Source organism: Magnetofaba australis IT-1 (assembly GCF_002109495.1).
In the GTDB taxonomy this organism is placed as follows: Bacteria; Pseudomonadota; Magnetococcia; order Magnetococcales; family Magnetococcaceae; genus Magnetofaba; species Magnetofaba australis.
In genome coordinates this window covers 44,635-66,533 of record NZ_LVJN01000014.1, presented here as the reverse complement: position 1 = coordinate 66,533, position 21,899 = coordinate 44,635, and the positions used below count along the sequence as shown (strand labels likewise).

The window sequence follows — 21,899 nt, the reverse complement described above, 5'->3', positions numbered from 1 at the left end:
GGACTCGCGCAGCGAGCCCGAAGGGTGAGGGCCATGGATGGCCCGAATCACGGTTTGGTTTTTGGGAGCTCGAGGGCAAAGCCCTCGATATCTTATAGCTTCCCAATGTTCACGGATGAAAGCTAAAAGAGTCCGCGGATGAATGCTAACAGATTGATTTAATGCACCGTGCACACCATGCAGGGGTCGAATGAGCGCACGATGTGCTGCACTGTCACCGGCTCCGCTTCGCCTGACGCCACCGGCGCGCCGATGAGCGCCTGCTCCAAGGGACCCAGACCGCCCCCGGCGTCGCGCGGGGAGAAATTCCAGGTGGTGGGGGCGATGATCTGATAGTTGGCGATGCGCCCGGACTCCACCGTAATCCAGTGCCCCAATGCGCCACGCGCCGCCTCGATGAGTCCGGCGCCGCGCCCCTGTTCAATGGCGGGCGCCTGCGCGCAGTAGGGCGCGCGCGGCTGCAACGCCCACACCCACTGCTCCATGGCGAGGGTCACCCGCGCCACCTCCAGCAGGCGGGCGATCACCCGGTTCTGCACATTGCCGCCGCTGTGGGCGATCAACTCGGTCATCAACGGCTGCTGCGCCATGGCTTGGCGGGCCAGCGCCCCCACCTCCATGGGGGCCTGCGCCAGTCGCGGCGCTTTGCACCAGCTATAGCCGCGCTGGCGATCCTCCGCCGGGCGCGTCACCCCCTCGTATGGGTGCTGCCGCGTCTGTGCGGCGGCCATCCAACTGTGGCTGTGGTCTTCAGAAATCTGCGCGCTCTCCAGGGGGGAGATCGCCCCGTCGCGCATCACCCCTGGAGCAAACAGATGGCTCTCTTCATCGCTATAAGCGCCGTAGCTGAGAAACTGATCCTGGGCGCGGCCCAGTTGATCCAGCTCCAACGCCTGACACAGATGCAGAAAAAAGCGAAAGTCGCTCTGTTCGAACGGCTCTTGGGCGGCCCAATGCTGCAGCGCGGCCACGGAGTCCAGATTGGCGATAGTCTCCAGGGAGTCGCCGAACAAGCGCGTCTCCAAATAGTGGCGGAAGTCGTGCAGCAGCGCCGCCATGCGCCCCTGCTCGCGCGGTTCGATGGGGCGGGTGGAGCCGCCGGGCTGAATCGCCAATGAGTGCGGCCACTTGCCCGCCAAAATGCCGAGCAGATTGAGCAGTTGCGCGCGGGCGGGCAGGGCGTGGCGCGCCGACTCGCCGCTGACCGCCTTGAAACGTTTGACGGCGGCGTCGAACCACGGCGCGTCGCGGTAGGCGTCGCGGGCGAAGTCGGGCATGAAGAAGAGGCTGAAGTGGGTGAGGTGGTCGGCCACGTTCTCCACCGCCAGAATCAGATTGCGCGCGCGCTGGCCGTTGGGGGTGGGCGTCACCCCCATGGCCGCCGCCAGCGCCTCGCCGCTGGCCACAGACTGCGCCACCGAGCAGATGCCGCAGATGCGCGGCACATAGACCAGCGCATCGAAGGGGTTCTTGCCCTGGAGCATCTGCTCATAGCCGCGATAGAGCGGTGACGTCACCCAGGCGTCGGCGACGGCGCCGTTGCGCACGTCAATCTGCACCTCCAAGTCGCCCTCGACGCGGTTGAACGGGCCGAGAATGCGCCGCGCGCTCATGGTTTCTCCTTGGGGGTGGCGGGGGGCGCGATGATGTGGTCGGCCACCGCATTGCGCCGCAGCCGCTCGGGGGTGGCGGCTTTGGAGAGGGAGGCCAGGGCGACGAACCACGCCTTGGGCATATCGGTGGGCAACCCCACGGGGATGCCCGCAATCTTCGGCGTGGCGGTGAAGGGGTGGCCCGGCTCCTGGAACTCCGGCGCAGTGCAGTTAATGCAGGCGTAGCCGCCGCGCAGACAGGAGCCTTCGCCGTTCCACAGTCGCACGTTGCAGTCGGCGTGGGCTTGGGTGCCCAAACAGCCCAGATGCTCCATCAGACAGCCCTGATCGGTGCTCTTCTCGGCGCTGGCCTTGTATTCGTAGAACTCGTTGCGCGGACAGCCGTGGTGGGCCAGCAGATCGGCAAAGTGTCGGGGACGCCCCAACGGGTCCAGATCTTCTGTGCGTAGATTTCCTCGCGCCAGCATGCCCAGGGTGTCCAGCAGCCAACTGGGGTGTATGGGACACCCGGCGACGTTGATCACCGGCAGACCATTGGCGGCGCGGAACGCTCCCCCCAGCAGCCCGCCGCGCAAGGCGCCGTCATACTGCAGGCCGATGGCGTCGGTGGGGTTGTCGCCGCCAGCGGTCATGCCGCCGTAGGCGGCGCAACTGCCCACCGCGATGACCTGTTCCGCCACCGCGGCCAGATCGGCGATGATATCCTTCATGGGCCGACCGGAGCCGGAGAGGCGATGAAAATCCCCCGTGCCATCGGGGCCGGTGACCACGGCGCCCTCCAGGCAGAGGATATCCAATTTCTGCTCACCATTGAGAACCCGCCGCAACAGGGCGTGGAACTCGGCGCCGGAGGCTTCGCTGAGTGCGGGATGCCAGAGGATCTCCACGCCGCACCCCGCCAGGGCCGACAGCAGCCCGGGCGATTCGGCGCACAGCAGCGACATGGAGCAGCCGCCGCAACCGCCCGACTGCACCCACAGCAGACTCTTCATGGGCGGGGCTCTCCCGGCTGGGGCGCGCCGGCGATGGGCAGGGTGAGCACAAAACTGGCCCCGCCCTCGGGGTTGTTGTGGGCGCTCAGTTGCCCACCCTGCTCTTGGGCCAGGCCGTAGCTGATGTAGAGCCCCAGGCCGGTGCCTTTGCCCACCGGTTTGGTGGTGAAGAAGGGGTCGAATAGCTGCTTGAGATGCGCCTCATCAATACCCGCGCCGCTGTCCGACACGGTGATGGTCGCGCTCTGGTCGCTGTAGTCGCAAGCGATGGTCAGGCGTCTGTGCGTCTGCCCCTCCATCACATCCACGGCGTTCTGCGCCAGATTGACCAAAATCTGGTGCACATGCCCTTTGCGGCCGACGATATGGCGCTCGGTCTCGGGGAGTTGGTAAATCACCTCCGGCTTGTCGGCGCGCCCGCTGGTGACCCACTGCACGGCGTTGGCAATGGTCTCATGCAGCGGGTAGGGGCGCGGCGGTTCGTGTTGGCCACCGCTGTAGCCGCACAGATCCTGCACGATGGCGCTGACCCGCTCGGCGCCCTCCAGGGCGCCTTCGATGAGGGGCGGCAGGTCGGCCAGGATACGGTCGATTTTCAACTCTTTGCGCAGCGCCTGCAGCTGTTCGGGGCTTTGATCGGCTTGCAGATAGCGCTCAATGCGTCCGCCATAGCGCTTGAGGGCGTGCATATTGCCGAACACAAAGCTGATGGGGTTGTTCAGTTCATGGGCCACCCCCGCCACCACCCGCCCCAGGGAGGCCATCTTCTCGGCGTGCATCAGTTGATTCTGGGTCTGTTTCAACTCGCTGTGGGCGCGGTGCAGATTGTCATAGGCGCGGCGCAGCTCCCCCACCGGGCGACCGATCAGCACCAGTCCCACCACGCGCCCCTTGTTGTCGGTGCGCGGTGAGCAGTTCATCGCCAGCGGGGCCTGGGAGTCGTCGGCGGCGGTGATGCTGACTTCACAGTCGATCACCCGTTTGTGATCCAGCAGATCGCTGAAACGGTTCTCCAGATTGGGCAGGTCGGTCTGCAGCAGCTCGCGCACGCTCTGTTTGAGCAGCCACGCCTGATCGCGTCCGGTGAGGTTCACCAGCGCCTGATTGACCTCCTGAATGCGCCCGTGGGGGTCGCACACGATGAGCACATCGGTCATGGCGGTGAGCACGCTGGCGATGAAGCGGTTGGCCTCGTTAAGCGCGTTATTCTTCTGCTCCAACTCCACCTGGTAACGCACCAGATCGGCGTAGGCGGCGTCCATCTTCTGGATCACGTCGATCCAGACGTCTTCGGACTGCGGCGTCAGGGTGAGTTGGTCGTCCACCCCGGCGCGATCCATCAAGCTATGGAGTTTGCTCGGCTCATTGTGCGTGGCCATGCTCGCCTCCCGCCGCCGCGCCGTTGACCGGCTCCAGACCGTAGCGCTCCAGCTTGCCGCGCAGCCCCACCCGCGACAGACCCAGCTCCTTAGCCGCGCGGCTCTTGTTCCAGCGGTGACGGATCAGCGTCTCCTTGAGGATGCGCGCCTCCATCACCGCCACGCGATCCTTCAAACTCCCCTCCAGATCCCGGGGCGCATCCCACGTCAGGGCGTCCTCGTCGTCTGCGTCGTTGGCGACGCCCCCTTGCAGCACCCGCGAGGAGAGCAGCTCCGCGCCCAGCAGCGGTTCGTCGGCCATCACCAGCATATGGCGGATTTCATTGGTCAGTTCGCGCACATTGCCAGGCCAGTGGTAGGCTTGAATACAGGCCATGGCCTCGTCGGTGAAACCATCCGCTTCTTTGCCCAGACTACTAGTGGCCGCGTCCAGCAGATAGGTCGCCAAAGCGGGAATATCCTCTCGGCGGTCGCGCAGGGGGGGCAGGCGAATAGTGACGGCGGCCAGGCGGTAGTAGAGATCCTGACGGAAGCGCCCGGCCAGCATGTCCGCCTCCAGATCGCGGTTGGTGGCGGCGATCACTCGCACGTCCACCCGCCGGGGGCGACTACTGCCCACCGGGCGAATCTCCCCCTCCTGCAACACCCGCAACAGCTTGACCTGAAACGCCGGCGAGACGTCGCCGATCTCATCCAGAAAGATGGTGCCGCCGTCGGCGCGCTCGAATAGGCCGACGCGATCCTCCACCGCGCCGGTAAACGCGCCCTTTTTGTAGCCGAACAGTTCGCTCTCCAGCAGTTGATCCGGCACCGCGCCGCAGTTCTCCACCACGAACGCCTTGTCCCAACGCAGGCTGCTGTAGTGCAGCGCCCGCGCCGCCAGCTCCTTGCCGGTGCCCGACTCGCCGGTGAGCAGCACCGAGATATCGAACGGCGAGACCCGTTTGAGTCGCTCGCAGATGGCGTTCATGCTGCTACGCTCGGTGCGCACGATGCCGTCGGCGTCGCTGAAGCGGGCGCGCAGAGTTTCGCGTTGCTTGCGCATGGCCGCATCGGCCCGCTGTGGGGTGACCTTCATCTCCGCCAGCAGCGCCTCGTGCTGGCGTTGCAGGGTGAACAGCCGCGTGGCGTTCTTGAGGGTGAGAATCAGGTTCTCCGGGCGCCACGGTTTGGTGATGTATTGATAGATGCCCGCATCGTTGACCGCGCTGATGATGTCCGCCGGGTCGGTGTAGCCGGATATGATCATGCGGATCACCTCGGGCCACTGCTCGCGCACCTGTTTGAGGTATTCCACGCCGGTTTCGCCGGGCATGCGTTGATCGCATAGCACCACCTGAATCCATTCGCGCGCCAGAATCTCACTGGCCTCGGCGGTGGTGGCGGCGGTTTTGACCTCGAAATCCTCTTCCAGAATGCGCGTGAGCGACTCCAGGCTGCGCACCTCGTCATCGATGATCAATATGGTGGGCATCTCAGACATACGGGCTCCAAACCGGTGTCGGGTTTCACAAGTTTGTGTAGAGATTGTAAGGGGAGATGAAAGAGACTGGGGCTTCGCCCCAGACCCCAGCAGGGCTTTGCCCTGCACCCACGGGGCTCCGCCCTCGACCCGCTGGGGGCGCGGCCCCCAGACCCCGGAAAAGCTGGCCATAAATGTCCAGCTTTTCCACCTGTTGAGTTGGTTGCATCAGGCGGCTTGTTTACTTGAGCGACCAGTATTTAACAGATTTTGATTAACAAATTCTCGGTAGCGGCGTTCCGGCCAGCCAATCGAGAATTCTTCTGCCGCCGAATCCCGTCACCAACTGCACCATGCCCGCATCCGCTTCGGTCACTTCGCCAATAATGGCCGCGTTTTCGCCCAACGGATGGGCGCGCATCGCTTTCAGCAGCGTCTGCGCCTGATCCGGCGGGCAGATGGCGATGAGTTTGCCCTCATTGGCCAATGTCAGCGGATCCAACCCCAGCAGTTCGCACACCGCCGCCACCTGGGGCTGAATGGGAATCGCCGACTCCTCAATCACCATACCCACGTTGGATTGCTCGGCCAGTTCATTGAGGGTGGTGGCCAGCCCGCCCCGGGTGGGATCGCGCAGGCAGTGGATGTTGGGGACGATGCGCAGCATATGCGCGATCAGATCATGCAGAGCGGCGCTGTCGGACTGGATGGCGTGGTCGAAATCCATCGACTCCCGCGCCAGCATGATGGCGGCGCCGTGATCGCCCATGGAGCCGCTGATGAGGATGGCGTCGCCGGGCTGGGCGGCGTCGCCGGAGATGCGCGCAGAGCCGGGTGGAATCACGCCGATGCCGGTGGTGGTGATGAACACGCCGTCGCCGTGGCCGCGCTCCACCACCTTGGTGTCGCCCGCAATAATCTCTACGCCCGCATCCTTGGCGGCGCGGGCCATGCTCATGACGATGCGCTCCAGATCCGCCAGGGGGTAGCCCTCTTCGAGGATGAATCCGGCGGTCAGATGCAGTGGGACCGCGCCAGACATGGCGACATCGTTGAGGGTGCCATGCACCGCCAGCGCGCCCAGATCGCCGCCGGGAAAGAAGATCGGCGAGACCACATGGCTATCCACGCTCATCACCAGCGAACCCGGCGGCGCGTCGAAGCGCGCATTATCGTTGTTCTGGCGCAGATAGGGATTGTCCAGATGCGAGGCGAACAGTTCACGAATCAGGGTGTGGGAGGCGCGTCCGCCGCTGCCGTGGGACATCTCCACCACGCCGTTTTGAATGTCCAGGGTGTGGCTCATGCGGCGCTCTCCTGTGTGGTTTGAGAAGAGCCAGAACGGTGGCGGCCATAGCTCCAGTAAGCCGCGCACGCGCCCTCGGAGGAGACCATGCACGAACCCATGGGGTTCTCCGGCGTGCACACTGTGCCGAACAGTTTGCAGTCGGTGGGGCGCTTGCGCCCGCGCAGAATCTCCGGGCAGGCGCAGCCTTTGATGTCTTGTGCTGTGCTGGGGGTGAGATCAAAGCGGCGTTCGGCGTCAAAAGCGGCGTAGCGCTCGCGGATCTTCAGCGCGCTGTTGGGGATCACCCCCAGGCCGCGCCACTCGAATTCGCCGCGCATCTCCATCACTTCGGCCACCAGCGCCTGCGCCTTGCGATTGCCTTCGGGCGTGACCACGCGGGTGTATTGATTCTCCACCGTGAAGCGTCCGGCGTTGAGCTGCTCAATGAGCATCAGCGCCGACTGCATCACGTCCAGCGGCTCGAATCCGGCGATCACCACCGGGCGGCGGTACTTCTCCGTCAGCGCCACATAGGGCTGGCTGCCGATGACGCTGCTCACGTGGGCCGGACCGAGGAAGCCGTCGATGGCGACGGCGTCCTGTTCGATGTCTGGGGCGTCGAGAATGGCCTGGATCGCCGCCGGGGTGAGCACATGGTTGCAGAAGGCGGAGAAGTTCTTCAGCCCCATGGCGTCGGCCTGTTTGATGGCCACCGCCGTGGGCGGGGTGGTGGTCTCAAAGCCGATGGCGAACATCACCACATCGCGGGTGGGGTTCTCCTGGGCGATCTTCAGCGCCTCCTGGGTGGAGTGCACCATGCGGATATCGGCGCCGTCGGCGCGGGCCCGTTGCAGGCTGATGCGATTGCCGCCGGGCACGCGCATCATGTCGCCGTAGGAGCAGAGAATGGCCCCGTGGCGCTGGGCGATCTCCACTGCCATATCGATGCGGCCAATGGGCAGCACGCACACCGGGCAGCCGGGGCCGTGCACAAAACGCACATTGTCGGGCATCAGGTCGGGCACGCCGTAGCGGAAGATGGCGTGGGTGTGGCCGCCGCAGAACTCCATCAGGCGGTAGATACGATCCGGTTTGGCGGCGGTGCGGATGCCCTCGGCCAGCTTCAGCGCCAGATCGCGCTGGCGGAATTCGTCGACGTACTTCATGGCGCGGACTCCGACGGCGCGGCTTCGCTGACGATGCCCGCTTCGGCCATCAACTCCAGGGTTTTGCGCGCTTCCTCTTCGCTGATGACGTTGAGGGCGTAACCCACGTGCACCAGCACGTAGTCATCCACACTGACGTTCTCCACCAACGCCAGGGAGATCTGTTGCCGCACGCCGCCCAGCTCCACGCTGGCGGTGTCGGCGTCTGAATCGATGGCCACGATGCGGGCCGGCAGGGCCAGACACATGGGCGGTTACTCCGACTGCGAGAGGGTGGGGTGGCCGGTCAGGGCGATGGCGCGGGTGGCTTCAATCCAGCGGCGCCAGGCGTCCATGCCTTCGCCACTGACGGCGGAGGTGAGCAGCACCTTGATGTTGGGATTGACCTGGCGGGCGTAGCCGATGCATTTGTCCACATCGAAGGTCAGATAGGGCAGCAGGTCCACCTTGTTCAGCAGCATCAGGTCGGCGGCGTGGAACATGTCCGGGTATTTGATCGGTTTATCCTCGCCCTCGGTGACCGACAGAATCGCCACCTTATGCGCTTCGCCCAGATCGAACGCCGCCGGGCAGACCAGATTGCCGACGTTTTCGATGAACAGCAGCGAGCCGGGTTTGGGCTCCAGCCGCTCCAGACCGTGGCCTACCATATGGGCGTCCAGGTGGCACCCCTTGCCGGTGTTGATCTGCAGCGCGCGCACGCCGGTGGCGCGGATGCGCTCGGCGTCGTTGGCGGTCTGCTGATCGCCCTCGATCACCGCTACCTCGAACTGATCCTTCATCAACTCGATGGTGCGGGTGAGCAGGGTGGTTTTGCCCGAGCCGGGGCTGGAGACCAGATTCAGCGCCAGAATCCCCTGTTCATTGAATGTGCGGCGGTTGGCCAGGGCGTACTGATCGTTCTTGCTGAGGATATCCTGCTCAATCTGCACCATGCGCGACTGGCTCATGCCCGGGGCGTGGGCGCGGGCCGGGCCCTGGCCGTAGTCGTGATGATCGTGATCGTGGCTGTGACCATGCTCGTGAGGGTGTTCATGCGCATGTTCGTGATCGTGGCCATGGTCGTGGCCATGATCGTGCGAATGGTCATGGCTATGGGCGTGGCCATGATGGTGGTGATCATGGTCGTGATCATGCTTGTGGGCGGCATCGCCCTCGATGCGCGTTTCGCCCTGACCACATCCGCAAACGGTGCACATGTCGACTCTCCTCTACTCGACTTCCAACTCTTTGACTCGCATGGCGTCACCGGAGACCACCTGCAACTGAAACCCGCCGCACTCCGGGCAGGGGTCAAATCGCTGCTGGGTCTCCACCTGTTTGGAACAGGTCATACACCACGCTACGCCCGGCGGTTCGATGATCTCCAGCTTGGCGCCGTCGGCGATGGAGTCCCGCGCCACCGCATCGAAGCAGAAACGCATCGCCTCCACCTCCACGCCGGAGAGTTTGCCGATCTCCAGCCACACGGTTTTGACCCGTTTGAAGCCTTGGCTTTCGGCGTGCTCCTCGAGCAGTTGAATCACTCCCTCACACAGCGACATCTCATGCATCTGGCGCCACTTTCAGTTCAAATCCCACACAGGGGTCGATGGCGTAGATCGCCAATGTGGCCCAGCGTTGCAACGATTCGGCATCGCCGCGCAGGCTGGCCAACGTCTGCGCCGCCGCGCCATCGGGGTGAAAATTCCACTCGGTGGGGGCGAGGATGGCGTAGTCCAACGACACCTCGCCATCCAGTTTCACGCGATGCGCCAAACGGCCTCGCGCCGCCTCCACCACCCCCACGCCGTAGCCTTGCGGCTGCGCGCCGACGTCTGGCGTGAGCGCCTGCAGGCGGGCGTCGTCGCCGTCACGCAGGGCCAAAGCCAGTTGCGCCATCTCGGTGAGACGCGCCAGCACCCGCGTGAGTTGATCGTTGCCGTAGCGGCTCGCTTCTTCCAGCAGGGCGCTGCGGGTGCGGGTCAGCGCGCTGCTCTCATAACAGGCCCCCCGCCAGCGCGGCCGGGCGATGAAATCGCTATCCGACATCAGCGGGGCCAGCTCTTGCGCGCTCAATGTCGGTAGCGGCCCGACGCCGCTCTGCCCCCAGCCAGAGGGGGCGATATGCAGCGCCGCCGAAGCCATGGCCGCGCCCAGGGTCTCCACCGCATCATTCCAGTGGACGATCTTCTGAAGATGATGAAACGTCAGCCACTCTTCCAACTCCACGCCAAACACGGTTTCGCGCAGTATGCCAAGCAATGGCGTCCAGGCGGCGGCGTCCAGATTGGCGATGTCGCCCTCGGCCCCTGGCTGCATGGGGCTCTTGCCGTCACGCAGCAGCATGCTCAGTTTCAGATACTGCTTGGCGGCTTGGGCCATGGTCGCCTGTTGCGCCTGTTTGCCCAGCAGCGGCGGCCACTGCAGCAGGATCTGCCACAGATGCTCCTTGATGCTCTCCAGCGCCACCAGGCGGTTGCGTTGCGCCGCCATGGCGGGGGAGGGCGCAACGCCCCGAAACCCCTCCACAGCCCGCGCCGCCGCCACGCTCTGGGCCACGCCGCACACCACGAACAGCTTCGGCAGCAGCGCTAAGAGCTGCTCTACCGGCTTGCCCACCAGCATGCGCGACGCCCCCACCATACGTTGGGAGTCGATCACCGCCCGCGCCGGACCGCTGCGGTTCGGGTGCAGGGTGATGCGCAGGCCGCCGTCAAAACTCATGCAGGCTCCCCGCCGCGCAGACCCGTGAACAGATCGCGTCGGCTCACCGGCTGCGCCATCTTCTGCGCCGCGCCGCCCGAGGCGGGGCAGGCGCTGGAGCCCTCTTTGCTGACAAACCCATTTTCGGCCATCAGCGCCTGCCGCTCCTGCTCGAAGATATCGCGCATATCCTCGCCGCTGAGGAAGCGCTGCATGCGCGCCTCATCCAGCGGCGTATCGTCCAACGTGGGCTCTCTGTCGGCGCTGTCGGTCATCAGCACGTCGAGGAACGATTCGGCGCGGGAGACGGCGGAGTCGTGGGTGGGGAAGGGGTGCATGGGGGATTCCAGCGACAGCGTCAGGCAGCGCCCCACGCCATCGAACTCATTGATGGCCATCGCATGGCTGCGCTCGGGGAAGTCGATGTGGATCTTCTCGCCCAGCGGCGCGTTTTGCCAGGAGAGACCCGTGGGGTCCACCACCAGCAGGCTCATCAGCCAGGGGGTGATCACCACGCCGCACCACAGATCGCCGATGGGCTGCACCCCCACCGCTTCGACCTTGATAATCGGATTGAGCAGAGGCAGGCCGCGCATCTGATCGCGTTCGATGGCGCCAAACACGCTTTCCAGTTTGTCTTTCAGGGTGGTTTCATCCATGCCATCTCTCCGCTGGGTCTGCCGATGCGACGCCCGGGTTGGGCGCTGGGTGGTTGCCATACAGCAACGGCGGCGCCAAAACATGGTGAGAATAAGTTGATGAAACAGTAAGGGAAAAAATAGAATTTTTGAAATTACGATTTCACTGTGGATACCATTATTTCACGTCGACAAAATAATGGAAGCAAAAAAGACAGTGTTCACTGTGCGTGTTTCCACCAAACATCATTATTGGGGGGATGAAAGATATCGAGGGCTCCGCCCTCGAGCTCCCAACTTCCACACCGTGATTCAGGCCATCCTTGGCCTTCACCCTTTGGGCTCGCTGCGCGAGTCCGATTCGGCAATCCTGCCGAATCGTGGGGCCGCCCACGCCCCGCTGGGGGCGAAGCCCCCAGACCCCGCCGCCGACCAGTCGGCGGCCCATAGTCAGCGCTGGCCGGGCTTGCGTCACGCAAACATTGGCCGTTCAGAGCTTGTGTAAACTACGGGAGAAAAAAAGACGGGAGGGCCAAGGAGAGCCCCCCCGGTTGGAAGAGGAAAACAGGGAGAAGAAAAACTTAGCGCGGATCGAAAAACAGATCCAGATTGGCGTTGGGGTCGCCGTTGACAGCGGCGGTCAGTTCATCCATGGCGGCGTTGATGGCCTCAGCCTGCTCCGGCTCCAGCACCTCGCGCGCCGAACCCAGATAGTTGGAGACCCAGGTTCCCACCGGCTGCGGCCCCACCAACATCATGTTGACCTGCTGGCGACCCTGCCGCCCTTCGCAGATCGCCACAAAGTCATGGGACTCCACCACGCGCACCGGAATGCCTAGGCACATTTGGCCAGCTCCATCTGCGCTTGACGCGCCCAGTAGCCGATTTGCGGCGTCTCCTTGGGCGTCAGCGTTACGCCCAGGTCGGCCAGTTCCCGCACCAGTTGCGTCACCATGCGCTCCACCCCGGCTTCGCCCTCGGCGGTGAGGCCCAGTTGGTTCTCCAGCCCGTGGGGAACCAGACCGACGATGGTGACGGTTTGCGGCTGCTGTTCGGTGAGCGCCAGCAGGCCCAGCAGATCCGACAGCCCCAATTGGTGGTTGGAGAGTTTGGTCTGGAAGAATGCCGGGACCTGCTCATTGGCGATGCGCACCAGCGTGCCCAGGGGATCGCCGGTGTTGACCGCATCGGCCACGATCAGGTGTTTGACGTTGCGCATGGGCTCCAGCAGTTCAGTGCCGGTGGTGCCGCCGTCCATCACCGTCACCGTCTGCGGCAGGTGATAGCGGCACTCCAGCGCCTCCACTGCGCGCACGCCCACGCCTTCGTCCTGCATCAGCACATTGCCCAGGCCGATGAGCAGGATCTCCTTGTTATCAGGATACATGGTCCTTGGCCTTTTGCTCGGATTTGGCGGGTTTGCGCAGGGCCAGGAACACCACCCCGGCGACCACGACCATGGCCAGAATCGCCGCGGGGGGGTGGTCGGTGAGGAAGTGCAGCAGATTAAAGCCTTCGTGGTGACCGGTATGGGCCAGCGCGGAGGCGGGAGCCAGAGCCAAGGCGGCGGCAACAAGAGCAGATCTTTTCATTTGTGTCACTCCATCTCAATGCAACGACCGGGCGTCAGTCGATGCGAATAATAGCGTGCTTGCACGGAGTAAAACTAACGAGGGTCCAGGGAAATCGGGATTTGTCCCAATTTGGCCTGGCGGGTCCAGGGCGGCGCCCTGGCGGGGTGTGGGGCGGAGCCCCACTATCTTTTATCTCCCCGTTAGTTCTGCTCAATGTTAGTTCTCCGGCCCCAAGTTTACAGGGCTTTGACCTTGACGATTTCACGCTTCTCGGTATCCACCATGTGGATGGCGCAGGCGATGCACGGGTCAAAGGAGTGCACCGTGCGCAGCACCTCCAACGGCTTGTGCTCGTCGGCCACCGGCGTATCCAGCAGCGACATTTCGTAGGGGCCGGGGTCGCCGTTTTCGGCGCGCGGACCGGCGTTCCAGGTGGAGGGCACCACCGCCTGATAGTTGGCGATCTTGCCGTTGTTGATCACCACCCAGTGGGAGAGCGCGCCGCGCGGGGCTTCGTGGAAGCCGAAGCCGCGCACTTCGCCCTTGGGGAACACCGGCGCGTTGAAGGTGTCCAGATCCCCCGTGCCGATGTTGGCCACCAGTTTGGACCACTGCTCCTTGAGGGTGTCCATCATCACCGCGCAGCGCACCGCGCGGGCGGCATGGCGACCGATGGTGGAGTTAAGCGCCTCCAGCGGCACATCGCTCAGACCCGACACCGCCTTGAGGGTGCCGATGGCGCTGTTGAGGTGACGGATGGCGGGCTCATGCCCGGCGGCGACGCTGACCAGCACGTTGGCCAGCGGTCCCACCTCGGCGCGCTCGCCGTAGAAGGTGGGGGCCTTGATCCAGCTGTACTGACCTTCGGCGTTGAAGTCGTCATAGTTGGGGTCGGTCTCGCCCTGCCACGGATGCAGGGTGGCGTCGCCCTTGTACCAACTGTGCTTGGAGCTCTCGGCCACGCCGTCGCGGAAGTAGGCGTCGCCGTGGGTGAGAATGGGCTTGAAGGTGGATAGATCGCCGCCCTTGATGTAGCCGCCGGGAAGGTCGAACTTGGTCCCCTTGCTGTCCTGCGGGCAGTCGGGCACCGACAGATAGTTGGTCACGCCGCCGCCCACTTTGGTCCAGTCCAGATAGAACGCGCCCACCGCGGGCACATCCACCATGTAGACCTTGTGGATGAAGTTCTCCAGCTTGTCGATGAAGCCCTTGATGAACATCAGGCGCTCCATGTTCAGCACCGACGGCGCGTCGAAGCCGATGGAGTTGGAGACGCCGCCCACCGCCACGTTCTGAATGTGTGGGCTCTTGCCGCCGAGGATGGCGACGATTTTGTTGCAGTAGTTCTGCACCTCCAGCGCCTGGAGGTAGTGGGCCACCGCCATCAGGTTCACCTCCGGCGGCAGCTTCATGGCCGGGTGGCCCCAGAAGCCGGTGGCGAAGGGGCCGAGCTGACCGCTTTCGACGAACTTCTTCAGACGGTTCTGCACAGCGGTCATCTCGTGCACGCTGTTCAGAGTCCAGTCGGACAGGCTTTCAGCCAGTTGCGCCGCCTTCTTGGGGTCGGCTTGCAGCGCCGAGACCACATCCACCCAGTCCACCGCCGAGAGGTGGTAGAAGTGCACGATGTGGTCCTGAATGGCGTGGGCGGTCTGGATGATGTTGCGGATCAACTGGGCGTTGACCGGCACTTCCATGCCCAGCGCGTTCTCCACCGCGCGCACCGAGGTGATGGCGTGCACCGTGGTGCACACGCCGCAGAAGCGTTGGGTGTAGGTCCACGCCTCCAGCGGGTCGCGGCCCACCAGGATCTTTTCGATGCCGCGCCACATCTGGCCGGAGGACCACGCCTTGGTGACCTTGCCGCCATCGACCTCCACATCAATGCGCAGATGGCCTTCGATTCGGGTGATGGGATCAACAGTGATACGTTTCGCCACTTTCATTACTCCTTTGACAACGAATCAGGCGTGCTCGGGCCGATGCAGCACGGGCAGGGTTTTGACAACGACCAGATAGGCCATGATTTCAAACGCGATGATCCCCAGGGTCACCATGATCTCCGACACGGAGGGGAAGTAGCTGTAGCCGGGGCCGGGATCGTAGCCGATCAAAAAGGCGTTGAAGCGGTACAGCGAACCGGCCAGCAACAGGCTGGTGGCGGCCCACATCAACGGCTTGCCGCGAGTGCGCTTGGACGGGCTGAGCAGCACCCACAGCGGGAACGCGAACAGCGCGGTCTCGATGAGAAACATCAGGCTGTGCAGATCGCCAGCGAAGATGAAGCCCAGCTTGCCCCGCATGATCAGCTCGCCGAAGCGGATGACCAGATAGACGGACAACAGGCCGATGAGAATCTTGGCCAACCCTTTGAGCAGCGGCGTTTCGGTGGGGTGGTCGAGGCCGGTGGCGGCCAGCGAGGCTTCAAAAATCACCACCGCGAAGCCCATGCTCACGGCGGTGAGAATCGCCAGCACCGGCTGCATGTGCAGTGACTGCCACAGCGGGGTCACCTTGTAGCCCATGGCGATGAGCATGGAGCCCAGCGAGGATTGGTGCATGGTGGGCAGCAGCACGCCCAAGGCGATGAAGAAGAACAGCACTTTGTTCAGGCGCTTGAGTTTGTGCCCGGCCTTGGCTTTTTCAAACGGCACCGGGGCGAACTCAATGAGCAGCACCAGGATGTAGGTGAACACGCACAGGCCCACCTCCAGCATCACCGCGTTGAAGTTCCAGTTCCACGGCAGCAGGATGTTGTAGAACTGCCACCAGCGGCCCATGTCGAACAGCGCGCCGAAGCCGCCCAGGCCGTAGCCCAGCAGCGAGGCGAGGATGGCCGGACGGATCAGCGGGTGGTATTCGCCCTTGTTGAACACGTAGATGAGGATGGCCATGGCGTAGCCGCCGCAGGCCAGTGCGGTGCCCACCACCACGTCATAGACCACCCAGATGCCCCAGGGGTAGCCGCCGTTGATGTTGGCCACCGCGCCCATGCCGTCGGTAAAACGCAGGGCGATGTAGTAGAGGCCGATGGCCACGAACACGCCCAGCACCAGGAATGGCAGGGTGAAGATGCGTCCGCCCAGGGGGCGGTAGGTTGCGTGATGACTCATGACGCGCCCCCATTATTGTCAGCGCCCTCATCACTGCCCAGGTCGGTGTCCATGCCCGAGGCGTCGTGTTGGGAGCTGGTGTTGCGGCGCACGATGGCGGTGAGACCCGCCAACGCCACGGCGGGCAGCGCCAGATAGTTGTACAGGGTGTGCTGCACGCCCTCGGAGATGGAGGCGTAGGAGCGTTCGCCCAGCGGCGGCATGCCCAGTTTGTCGAAGGGTATGGCGGAGATGTGCATCACATTGGTTCCGCCCGCCTCTTTCTCGCCCCAGATGTGCTGCTGATATTCCGGCGCGCTCTTGGCGTGGTCGCCGGTGGATTTGACCACATTGCCGCGCGGGTAGGAGAGTTCGTCTCCCGCCTGGGCGGCCAGGCGCCGTTTGGCCTCCTTGAGCAGCTCCTCGCGGGGGCCGAACAGGGTGGCGCCTGTGGGGCAGACCTCGGCGCAGCCGGTGAGCTGGCCGTTGTCGATGCGCGACACGCCCTTCTGGTTGCACATCTGGCACTTCTGAATCTGCCCGAAGGGGTTGTCGTACTCGAACTGCGGCACGTTGTAGGGACAGCCGGTCATGCAGGTGCGGCAGCCGATGCAGGCGTCGGGGTGGTGGGTGACGATGCCGGTGACGCTGTGACGCCGCATGGCGGTCACCGGGCACACCGACACGCAGCCGGGATCCACGCAGTGCATGCAGCTGCGTTTTTCAAACGCAAAGCCGTCGGTGAGGGCGTCTTTGGTCTGGCCGCTGCCCTGTTTGTAGGCTTTGATCACGTTGAGGGTTTTACCCGACAGATCGCGCGCCGAATCCCAGGTGACGTTATCGCCATCGATCTCCGGCGGCATGCCGTTGACCTCTTTACACTTGCTCACGCACGCCTTACAGCCGATGCACAGGGTGGAGTCGAACAGCATCCCCACCGCCTGCGGCGCGGGTTTGAGATTCTCCCGCGCTTCGGCCGTCTGTGGCAGGGCCGCACACGCGACCGCGCCGCCAGCGACGCTTTTGAGAAATTCACGACGTTTCATACTCCGCCTCCTCACGCCTTGTCCGCGCTGTCGCCTTCCTTGTCGCCCAACTTCTTGGCGGCCATGACGCTGGCGCCGGCCACCGCGCCGACCACCGCGCCGGCCAGAGCCGCCGCGCCGACGCTGGCGCTGCTGGTCTCTTCCCGGCTATCGATGGCCGGGAAGGTGTTGGGCGCGGTGTGGGTCTCCACCTTGGCCAGGGAGAACAGCGGCTTGTTGAAGCCCACGCCGCCCTCGGAACAGCCGAAGCAGGGGTGGCCCACGCCGATGGGCCAGACGCCGCCGCCGAGGTTGTTGAACTCCAGGCTGGGGCAGTTGTTGTAGGTCTCCGGGCCCTTGCAGCCCAGCTTGTAGAGGCACCAGCCCTTCTTGTGGCCTTCGTCGCCGAACTGGGTGGCGAAGCGCCCGGCGTCGAAGTGGGGGCGGCGGTAGCAGTTTTCGTGGATCAGGCGGCCATAGGCCCACTTGGGACGGCCCTGGCTATCCAGCGGCGGCAGTTTGCCGTAGGTGACGAAGTAGAGCACCGTGCCCAGGAAGTTGGCCGGGTTGGGCGGGCAGCCGGGGATGGTGACCACGGTTTTGTCCTTGAGCACCCCGGGGGCGCCGGTGGCGCCGGTGGGGTTGGGGCCCGCCGACGGCACCCCGCCCCAACTGGCGCAGGAGCCAAACGCGACGATGGCGGCGGCGTGTTCAGCGGCCTCCAGGGTGGCGTCGAGCATGGTCTGGCCGCCGATTTTGCAGTAGATGCCGTTATCGGCGGTGGGGATGGAGCCTTCGATCACCAGCAGGTACTTGCCCTTGTTGGCTTCCATCGAGGCGCGCTTTTGCTCTTCGACGATATGACCAGCGCCCGCGTCCAGGGTCTGGTGGTACTCCAGCGAGATCAGATCCAGAATCAGCGTCTCCAGGCTGGGCTGTTCGGAGCGCAGCAGGGTTTCGGAGGGGCCGGTGCACTCCTGGCCGTGCAGCCAGATCACCGGCGGCCGTTTGCGCGCGGTGGCCACCGCTTCGGCCATGGCCAGACCGGCGTTGCCCGTCAGGCCCATGGAGGCGGCCACGCCTGCGCAGAATTTCAGAAACGCGCGGCGGGAGATTCCCAGGCGCTGTTCGACGTTGAGAAAGTCACTTTCAGTTGCTGCCATCGTACGGATCTCCGGCTGGGTGGGATGGGCGCAGGGAGGATTCACCTGACTGACATCTGGCCGTAACCCTTGAGCAATCGCAGGGCCAAATAAAAAAATCATAAAAGCAATGACTTGCAAAAATTGACACTTTAAGGCGCCGGATCAGGTGAAAGGCGATCAGTGTGTTGGCGGGCAACAGTGGAAGCTTGCTTATCAGTGGGCGGCGCAATGGGGGGACGCGCCTGCACTGGATGAGCGTGCGCTCGAAATGGCGCGCGCAGGCGCCGTCGTGGCGTGCAAAGTTGTCGCGCGCCATCGCGCTTGATGGAAAGAGTTGTTAATGTAACGCCTTGCGTCAAGAGGACGGGCGTGTCCGCCCGCAGTGGCGCACTCGGAGAGGCGGCATGGCGATTGGCGAATTCCACCCGCAAGAGGGCGCCTTCAGCGCGGTTGAGGCAACCAGCTGGGCGCGCGCAACGTGGCCCCTGGGCGTCAGTTTTGACAATGGCGACCTGCTGGTGGCGGTGTTCTCGCGCCGCGCCCAACGCATCCTGTTGGAGATTCATGACCGCGCCATCGGCGGTGATGTCGTCCACGACTACTGGCTGACGCGCAATCCCGATGACAACATCTGGCGCGCGCGCATTCGCCAGGCCCCAGCGCATAGCCTCTACGCCTTTCGCTGCTGGGGGCCCAACTGGACATTCAATCCGGCTTGGCGGCGGGGCGGCAGCGAAGCGGGCTTCATCGCCGACGTGGACGACGCGGGCAACCGTTTCAATCCCAACAAGCTGCTGTTCGACCCCTACGCGCGGGAGCTCTCCCACGACATGATCACCCCGGAGCTGCACGCGGCGGGGCTCGATTTCCACCTCTATCACACCGGCGCGTTTGAGTATCTGGGGCATGCGGCGCGCTGGCATGACACCGGCCCCTGGGCGCCCAAGGGCGTCGCGCTGCAGGATGCGCCGTTCCCCACGCCGCGCCCGCGCGTGCCGCCGGAGAAGGCGGTGATCTACGAAGCCCATGTGCGCGGGCTCACGCAACACCCTTCGGCATCGAACCTGAAGAGCATTCTCACAGGCTTGCCGGATTTTGCCGCGGTGGAGGATGTGCCTGAGGCGCTGCGCGGCACCTACGCCGGGGCGGCGTATATGGCGCCCTATCTCAAGGCGCTGGGTTTCACCACCATCGAGCTGCTGCCGATCCACTTCATCGCCAACATCCGCGATCCCGCCCTGCAGCCGCGCGATAACTACTGGGGCTACATGAGCCTTGGCTTCTTCGCCCCCAATCGGCGCTACGCCCACGACCAATCCCCCGGCGGCCCCACCCGCGAGTTCAAGGCCATGGTGGCCGCCTTCCACGCGCAGGGGATGGAGGTCTATCTGGATGTGGTCTACAACCACACTGGCGAGGGCGGCAACTGGTATGGCCGCCAGGACACCACCGCGTTTGTCAGTTTCGGCGGCTTCGACGCCCCGGAATATTACGTGCTCAGTCATGAGAACCATCTGCTAGACGGCGCCACCGGCTGCGGCAACCAGATCAGCTTCTCCAGTCCGGTGTGTCATGAACTGGTGATGGATTCGCTCCACTACTGGATTCACGATATGGGGGTGGATGGCTTCCGCTTCGATCTGGCGCTGGCGCTGGGGCGGTTGCCCAACCACTTCCAGAAGGATGACTGGGCCAATCAGCGCAAATTCTTCGATCAACACCCGCTGCTGCTGCGCATCGCCGAGTTGGGCAAGCGCGAAGAGGTGGAGATGATCGCCGAGGCGTGGGATCTGTGGGGCTATGAGGTGGGCGCCTTCCCGGCCCACTGGGGGGAGTGGAACGGACGCTTCCGCGACGCTTTGCGTATGTTTGTGCGCGGCGATGGCTCCGCCGTGGAGACGGTGCGCATGCTCAATGGCGACTACGAGAACTTCAGCGACAAGGGCGGCCCGCAACACTCCATCAATTTCCTGGTGGCCCACGACGGTTTCACCCTGGCGGATCTGGTCAGCTACGACCACAAGACCAACGCTGTGTTGGAATGGCCATTCGGCCCCTCCGACGGCGGCAGCGACGACAATCTCTCCAGCGGCTGGGGCGGCGACCACGCCCTGCGACGTCAGCAGATGCGCAATTTCTGGACATTGCTGATGTTCTCCCGCGGCGCGCCCATGGCGGTGGCGGGGGATGAGTTCGGGCGCACGCAAAACGGCAACAACAACACCTGGGACGTGGACAGTCCGGCCACCTGGAACAACTACGCCATGATCGCCAGCCACTGTCCGCAAGCGGTTCCCAGCGGCTGCGAAGCGCCCTACCATAATAACCTGGGCTGCGCCGAAGCGGCGCCGGAAGCGGTGAATCCGCTGTTTGTGTTCGTCCACTATCTGCTCAATTTGCACCGCGTCTCGCCTGCGCTGCAGCAGCGCCAGTATGCCGATATGGAGATGGACTCCGGCGCCGATGTGACCTATCAGTTCCTGCCCGAACATGGGCAGGGCCATATTGAGCCGCATCACCGCTGCATCCGCTTGCAGATCAATGGCCGCGCGGTGGGTGAGACCGACTATCTGTTGTGCATCAATATGGGCGAGCAGGCGGCGGACTTCGCCGTGCCTCTCGCACAGCCGGGATTGCGTTGGGTGCGCATTATCGACACCGACCGCTGGGCCGAGGCGCGCGGCAACTGCTGGCCCCAGGGCGAACGCGACGAGGTGATGCACAGCTATGGGGTCAATCCGCGCGCCATCGCCGTGCTGCATGAGGTGCCGCAGAAGAGCCCCGGATAAGGAAGCTGGCCGCCGCACAACCGAGGCGCAAATGCAAGATGGTAATTTTGCATGATTTCCTTATTATGATGTGTGGTTGATGGAGCAACCGCCCCAGCAGGACAATCCGCAGGAGTTTGGCATGAACGCCGTACCCGAATACTTGGTTGACGCCCCCAATCTGTGTGGTTCCCAAGAGGTTCTGCGGCAGACCACCGAAGCCGCCGCACAGGTGGCGCACTGGTTGGAGCGCAGTGACATCGATTGGAGTCGCGTGCGCGCCGCCAGCGCCGTGGCGCTGCGCATGCACCAGCCGTTGATCCCCTCCGAGCAGGGGCGCGAGCTGACCCAGGCGCGTCTGGTTTGCCACCTCAAGCACATGTTCGAGCAGCCCCATCTGGGCGATAACCACAACGCGCCCATCTACCACTGGTGCTACAAACGCATCGCTCAGTTTGTGCCGCAACTTCGCCATGAGGGGGCCTCGCCGCGGGTGATGCTGGACTACAGCGGCGCGCTGCTGCATGGGCTGCGCGTGTCGGGCTTTCATGATGTCCTCGACGCCCTGCGCGGGATCACCTGTAGCGACAGCTATACGCCCCAGGTGGAGTGGCTCGGCTCGGCGTGGGGCAATGTCTCCGCCAGCCACACGCCGCCGCAGGATTTCGCCCGCCATGTGGTCGCGTGGCGACACACCTTCGCCGCACAGTTCGGGCTGGAGGCGCTGGCGCGGGTGCGCGGTTTCGCCCCGCCCAACATGGAGCTGCCCAACCACCCGGAACACGCTTTTGAACTGGTTTCCACCCTGCGCCTGAATGGCTACCAGTGGATTCTGCTGCCGGAAGAGGCGGTGGAGGATCCCGCCAGCGGCGCCCAGCCTCACGGACCACACGGCGCCTATCGACTGGTTGCGCGCAACGGCGCGGGAGAGGAGGCGACCATCCTGGCGCTGCTCATCGGCCCGGGCAATCGCAACTTGATGGTGGGGCAGATGCAGTCCGCCCACGCCGCGCGCAGCATGCAGCGCATCGACCTCGGCGGCGAGTCAATCCCGCCTATGGCGGCGCAGTGG

The 21,899-nt window shown here is 64.2% G+C and carries 19 protein-coding genes; 1 reads left to right on the top strand and 18 read right to left on the bottom strand.

Annotated elements, in window-relative coordinates; all coding sequences use genetic code 11:
• Positions 1–158 precede the first annotated feature (158 nt).
• The 18 genes from MAIT1_RS01895 to MAIT1_RS01810 all read right to left on the bottom strand — a co-directional run bounded on the left by MAIT1_RS01895 (position 159) and on the right by MAIT1_RS01810 (position 18,077).
• Positions 159–1,613, bottom strand: coding sequence for a nickel-dependent hydrogenase large subunit (locus tag MAIT1_RS01895; protein ID WP_085440327.1), 1,455 nt, complete (start codon positions 1,611–1,613; stop codon positions 159–161).
• Positions 1,610–2,605: an NADH-quinone oxidoreductase subunit B family protein gene (locus MAIT1_RS01890; RefSeq protein WP_085440326.1), complete on the bottom strand. Its 996-nt coding sequence runs from the start codon at positions 2,603–2,605 to the stop codon at positions 1,610–1,612. Before MAIT1_RS01890 ends, MAIT1_RS01895 begins: the two co-directional genes overlap by 4 nt.
• Positions 2,602–3,984 carry a PAS domain-containing sensor histidine kinase gene (locus MAIT1_RS01885; RefSeq protein WP_085440325.1) on the bottom strand — a complete coding sequence of 461 codons (1,383 nt, stop codon included), beginning with the start codon at positions 3,982–3,984 and terminating at the stop codon, positions 2,602–2,604. The genes MAIT1_RS01890 and MAIT1_RS01885 overlap by 4 nt, the downstream gene beginning before the upstream one ends.
• A complete protein-coding gene (locus MAIT1_RS01880) occupies positions 3,968–5,467 on the bottom strand; it encodes a sigma-54-dependent transcriptional regulator (protein WP_085440324.1) in 1,500 nt (499 codons plus the stop codon). The genes MAIT1_RS01885 and MAIT1_RS01880 overlap by 17 nt, the downstream gene beginning before the upstream one ends.
• A 253-nt stretch (positions 5,468–5,720) precedes the next feature.
• A complete protein-coding gene (gene hypE, locus MAIT1_RS01875; protein ID WP_085440323.1) occupies positions 5,721–6,752 on the bottom strand; it encodes a hydrogenase expression/formation protein HypE in 1,032 nt (343 codons plus the stop codon).
• Complete coding sequence (gene hypD, locus MAIT1_RS01870) at positions 6,749–7,900, bottom strand: hydrogenase formation protein HypD (RefSeq protein WP_085440322.1); 1,152 nt, start codon at positions 7,898–7,900, stop codon at positions 6,749–6,751. Before hypD ends, hypE begins: the two co-directional genes overlap by 4 nt.
• Positions 7,897–8,148 carry a HypC/HybG/HupF family hydrogenase formation chaperone gene (locus MAIT1_RS01865; RefSeq protein WP_085440321.1) on the bottom strand — a complete coding sequence of 84 codons (252 nt, stop codon included), beginning with the start codon at positions 8,146–8,148 and terminating at the stop codon, positions 7,897–7,899. Before MAIT1_RS01865 ends, hypD begins: the two co-directional genes overlap by 4 nt.
• Positions 8,149–8,154: 6 nt before the next feature.
• Positions 8,155–9,099, bottom strand: coding sequence for a hydrogenase nickel incorporation protein HypB (gene hypB, locus MAIT1_RS01860; RefSeq protein ID WP_085440320.1), 945 nt, complete (start codon positions 9,097–9,099; stop codon positions 8,155–8,157).
• A 12-nt stretch (positions 9,100–9,111) separates the two neighbouring features.
• Positions 9,112–9,453, bottom strand: coding sequence for a hydrogenase maturation nickel metallochaperone HypA (gene hypA / locus MAIT1_RS01855; protein WP_085440319.1), 342 nt, complete (start codon positions 9,451–9,453; stop codon positions 9,112–9,114).
• A complete protein-coding gene (locus MAIT1_RS01850) occupies positions 9,446–10,606 on the bottom strand; it encodes a nickel-dependent hydrogenase large subunit (RefSeq protein ID WP_143814600.1) in 1,161 nt (386 codons plus the stop codon). The genes hypA and MAIT1_RS01850 overlap by 8 nt, the downstream gene beginning before the upstream one ends.
• Complete coding sequence (gene hybE, locus MAIT1_RS01845; protein ID WP_158089253.1) at positions 10,603–11,244, bottom strand: [NiFe]-hydrogenase assembly chaperone HybE; 642 nt, start codon at positions 11,242–11,244, stop codon at positions 10,603–10,605. The genes MAIT1_RS01850 and hybE overlap by 4 nt, the downstream gene beginning before the upstream one ends.
• Before the next feature lie 560 nt (positions 11,245–11,804).
• Positions 11,805–12,068 carry a HypC/HybG/HupF family hydrogenase formation chaperone gene (locus MAIT1_RS01840; RefSeq protein ID WP_085440316.1) on the bottom strand — a complete coding sequence of 88 codons (264 nt, stop codon included), beginning with the start codon at positions 12,066–12,068 and terminating at the stop codon, positions 11,805–11,807.
• A complete protein-coding gene (locus MAIT1_RS01835) occupies positions 12,059–12,610 on the bottom strand; it encodes a HyaD/HybD family hydrogenase maturation endopeptidase (RefSeq protein ID WP_085440315.1) in 552 nt (183 codons plus the stop codon). The genes MAIT1_RS01840 and MAIT1_RS01835 overlap by 10 nt, the downstream gene beginning before the upstream one ends.
• Complete coding sequence (locus MAIT1_RS01830) at positions 12,600–12,815, bottom strand: hypothetical protein (protein WP_085440314.1); 216 nt, start codon at positions 12,813–12,815, stop codon at positions 12,600–12,602. The genes MAIT1_RS01835 and MAIT1_RS01830 overlap by 11 nt, the downstream gene beginning before the upstream one ends.
• Positions 12,816–13,033: 218 nt before the next feature.
• Complete coding sequence (locus MAIT1_RS01825) at positions 13,034–14,737, bottom strand: nickel-dependent hydrogenase large subunit (RefSeq protein ID WP_085440403.1); 1,704 nt, start codon at positions 14,735–14,737, stop codon at positions 13,034–13,036.
• A 24-nt stretch (positions 14,738–14,761) separates the two neighbouring features.
• Positions 14,762–15,910 (bottom strand): Ni/Fe-hydrogenase cytochrome b subunit, encoded by a 1,149-nt coding sequence (hybB, locus tag MAIT1_RS01820; RefSeq protein WP_085440313.1) that lies wholly within the window; start codon positions 15,908–15,910, stop codon positions 14,762–14,764.
• The gene (gene hybA / locus MAIT1_RS01815; RefSeq protein ID WP_085440312.1) at positions 15,907–16,935 is read right to left on the bottom strand and encodes a hydrogenase 2 operon protein HybA; all 1,029 of its coding nucleotides are present in this window, start codon (positions 16,933–16,935) and stop codon (positions 15,907–15,909) included. Before hybA ends, hybB begins: the two co-directional genes overlap by 4 nt.
• Before the next feature lie 11 nt (positions 16,936–16,946).
• Positions 16,947–18,077 carry a hydrogenase small subunit gene (locus MAIT1_RS01810; protein ID WP_085440311.1) on the bottom strand — a complete coding sequence of 377 codons (1,131 nt, stop codon included), beginning with the start codon at positions 18,075–18,077 and terminating at the stop codon, positions 16,947–16,949.
• A 386-nt stretch (positions 18,078–18,463) separates the two neighbouring features.
• Between MAIT1_RS01810 and MAIT1_RS01805 the strand changes: the two genes are divergently transcribed.
• Positions 18,464–20,848 (top strand): isoamylase, encoded by a 2,385-nt coding sequence (locus MAIT1_RS01805; RefSeq protein ID WP_085440310.1) that lies wholly within the window; start codon positions 18,464–18,466, stop codon positions 20,846–20,848.
• Positions 20,849–21,899: the final 1,051 nt, after the last annotated feature.

Coding starts and splice junctions, on each gene's coding strand:
- hypE (WP_085440323.1), bottom strand. CDS start 6,752: ATGAGCCACACCCTGGACATTCAAAACGGCGTGGTGGAGATGTCCCAC.
- MAIT1_RS01830 (WP_085440314.1), bottom strand. CDS start 12,815: ATGAAAAGATCTGCTCTTGTTGCCGCCGCCTTGGCTCTGGCTCCCGCC.
- MAIT1_RS01835 (WP_085440315.1), bottom strand. CDS start 12,610: ATGTATCCTGATAACAAGGAGATCCTGCTCATCGGCCTGGGCAATGTG.
- hybB (WP_085440313.1), bottom strand. CDS start 15,910: ATGAGTCATCACGCAACCTACCGCCCCCTGGGCGGACGCATCTTCACC.
- MAIT1_RS01885 (WP_085440325.1), bottom strand. CDS start 3,984: ATGGCCACGCACAATGAGCCGAGCAAACTCCATAGCTTGATGGATCGC.
- MAIT1_RS01840 (WP_085440316.1), bottom strand. CDS start 12,068: ATGTGCCTAGGCATTCCGGTGCGCGTGGTGGAGTCCCATGACTTTGTG.
- MAIT1_RS01890 (WP_085440326.1), bottom strand. CDS start 2,605: ATGAAGAGTCTGCTGTGGGTGCAGTCGGGCGGTTGCGGCGGCTGCTCC.
- hypB (WP_085440320.1), bottom strand. CDS start 9,099: ATGTGCACCGTTTGCGGATGTGGTCAGGGCGAAACGCGCATCGAGGGC.
- hybA (WP_085440312.1), bottom strand. CDS start 16,935: ATGAAACGTCGTGAATTTCTCAAAAGCGTCGCTGGCGGCGCGGTCGCG.
- MAIT1_RS01850 (WP_143814600.1), bottom strand. CDS start 10,606: ATGAGTTTTGACGGCGGCCTGCGCATCACCCTGCACCCGAACCGCAGC.
- MAIT1_RS01880 (WP_085440324.1), bottom strand. CDS start 5,467: ATGTCTGAGATGCCCACCATATTGATCATCGATGACGAGGTGCGCAGC.
- MAIT1_RS01805 (WP_085440310.1), top strand. CDS start 18,464: ATGGCGATTGGCGAATTCCACCCGCAAGAGGGCGCCTTCAGCGCGGTT.
- MAIT1_RS01810 (WP_085440311.1), bottom strand. CDS start 18,077: ATGGCAGCAACTGAAAGTGACTTTCTCAACGTCGAACAGCGCCTGGGA.
- hypA (WP_085440319.1), bottom strand. CDS start 9,453: ATGCATGAGATGTCGCTGTGTGAGGGAGTGATTCAACTGCTCGAGGAG.
- MAIT1_RS01895 (WP_085440327.1), bottom strand. CDS start 1,613: ATGAGCGCGCGGCGCATTCTCGGCCCGTTCAACCGCGTCGAGGGCGAC.
- MAIT1_RS01865 (WP_085440321.1), bottom strand. CDS start 8,148: ATGTGTCTGGCCCTGCCGGCCCGCATCGTGGCCATCGATTCAGACGCC.
- hybE (WP_158089253.1), bottom strand. CDS start 11,244: ATGGATGAAACCACCCTGAAAGACAAACTGGAAAGCGTGTTTGGCGCC.
- hypD (WP_085440322.1), bottom strand. CDS start 7,900: ATGAAGTACGTCGACGAATTCCGCCAGCGCGATCTGGCGCTGAAGCTG.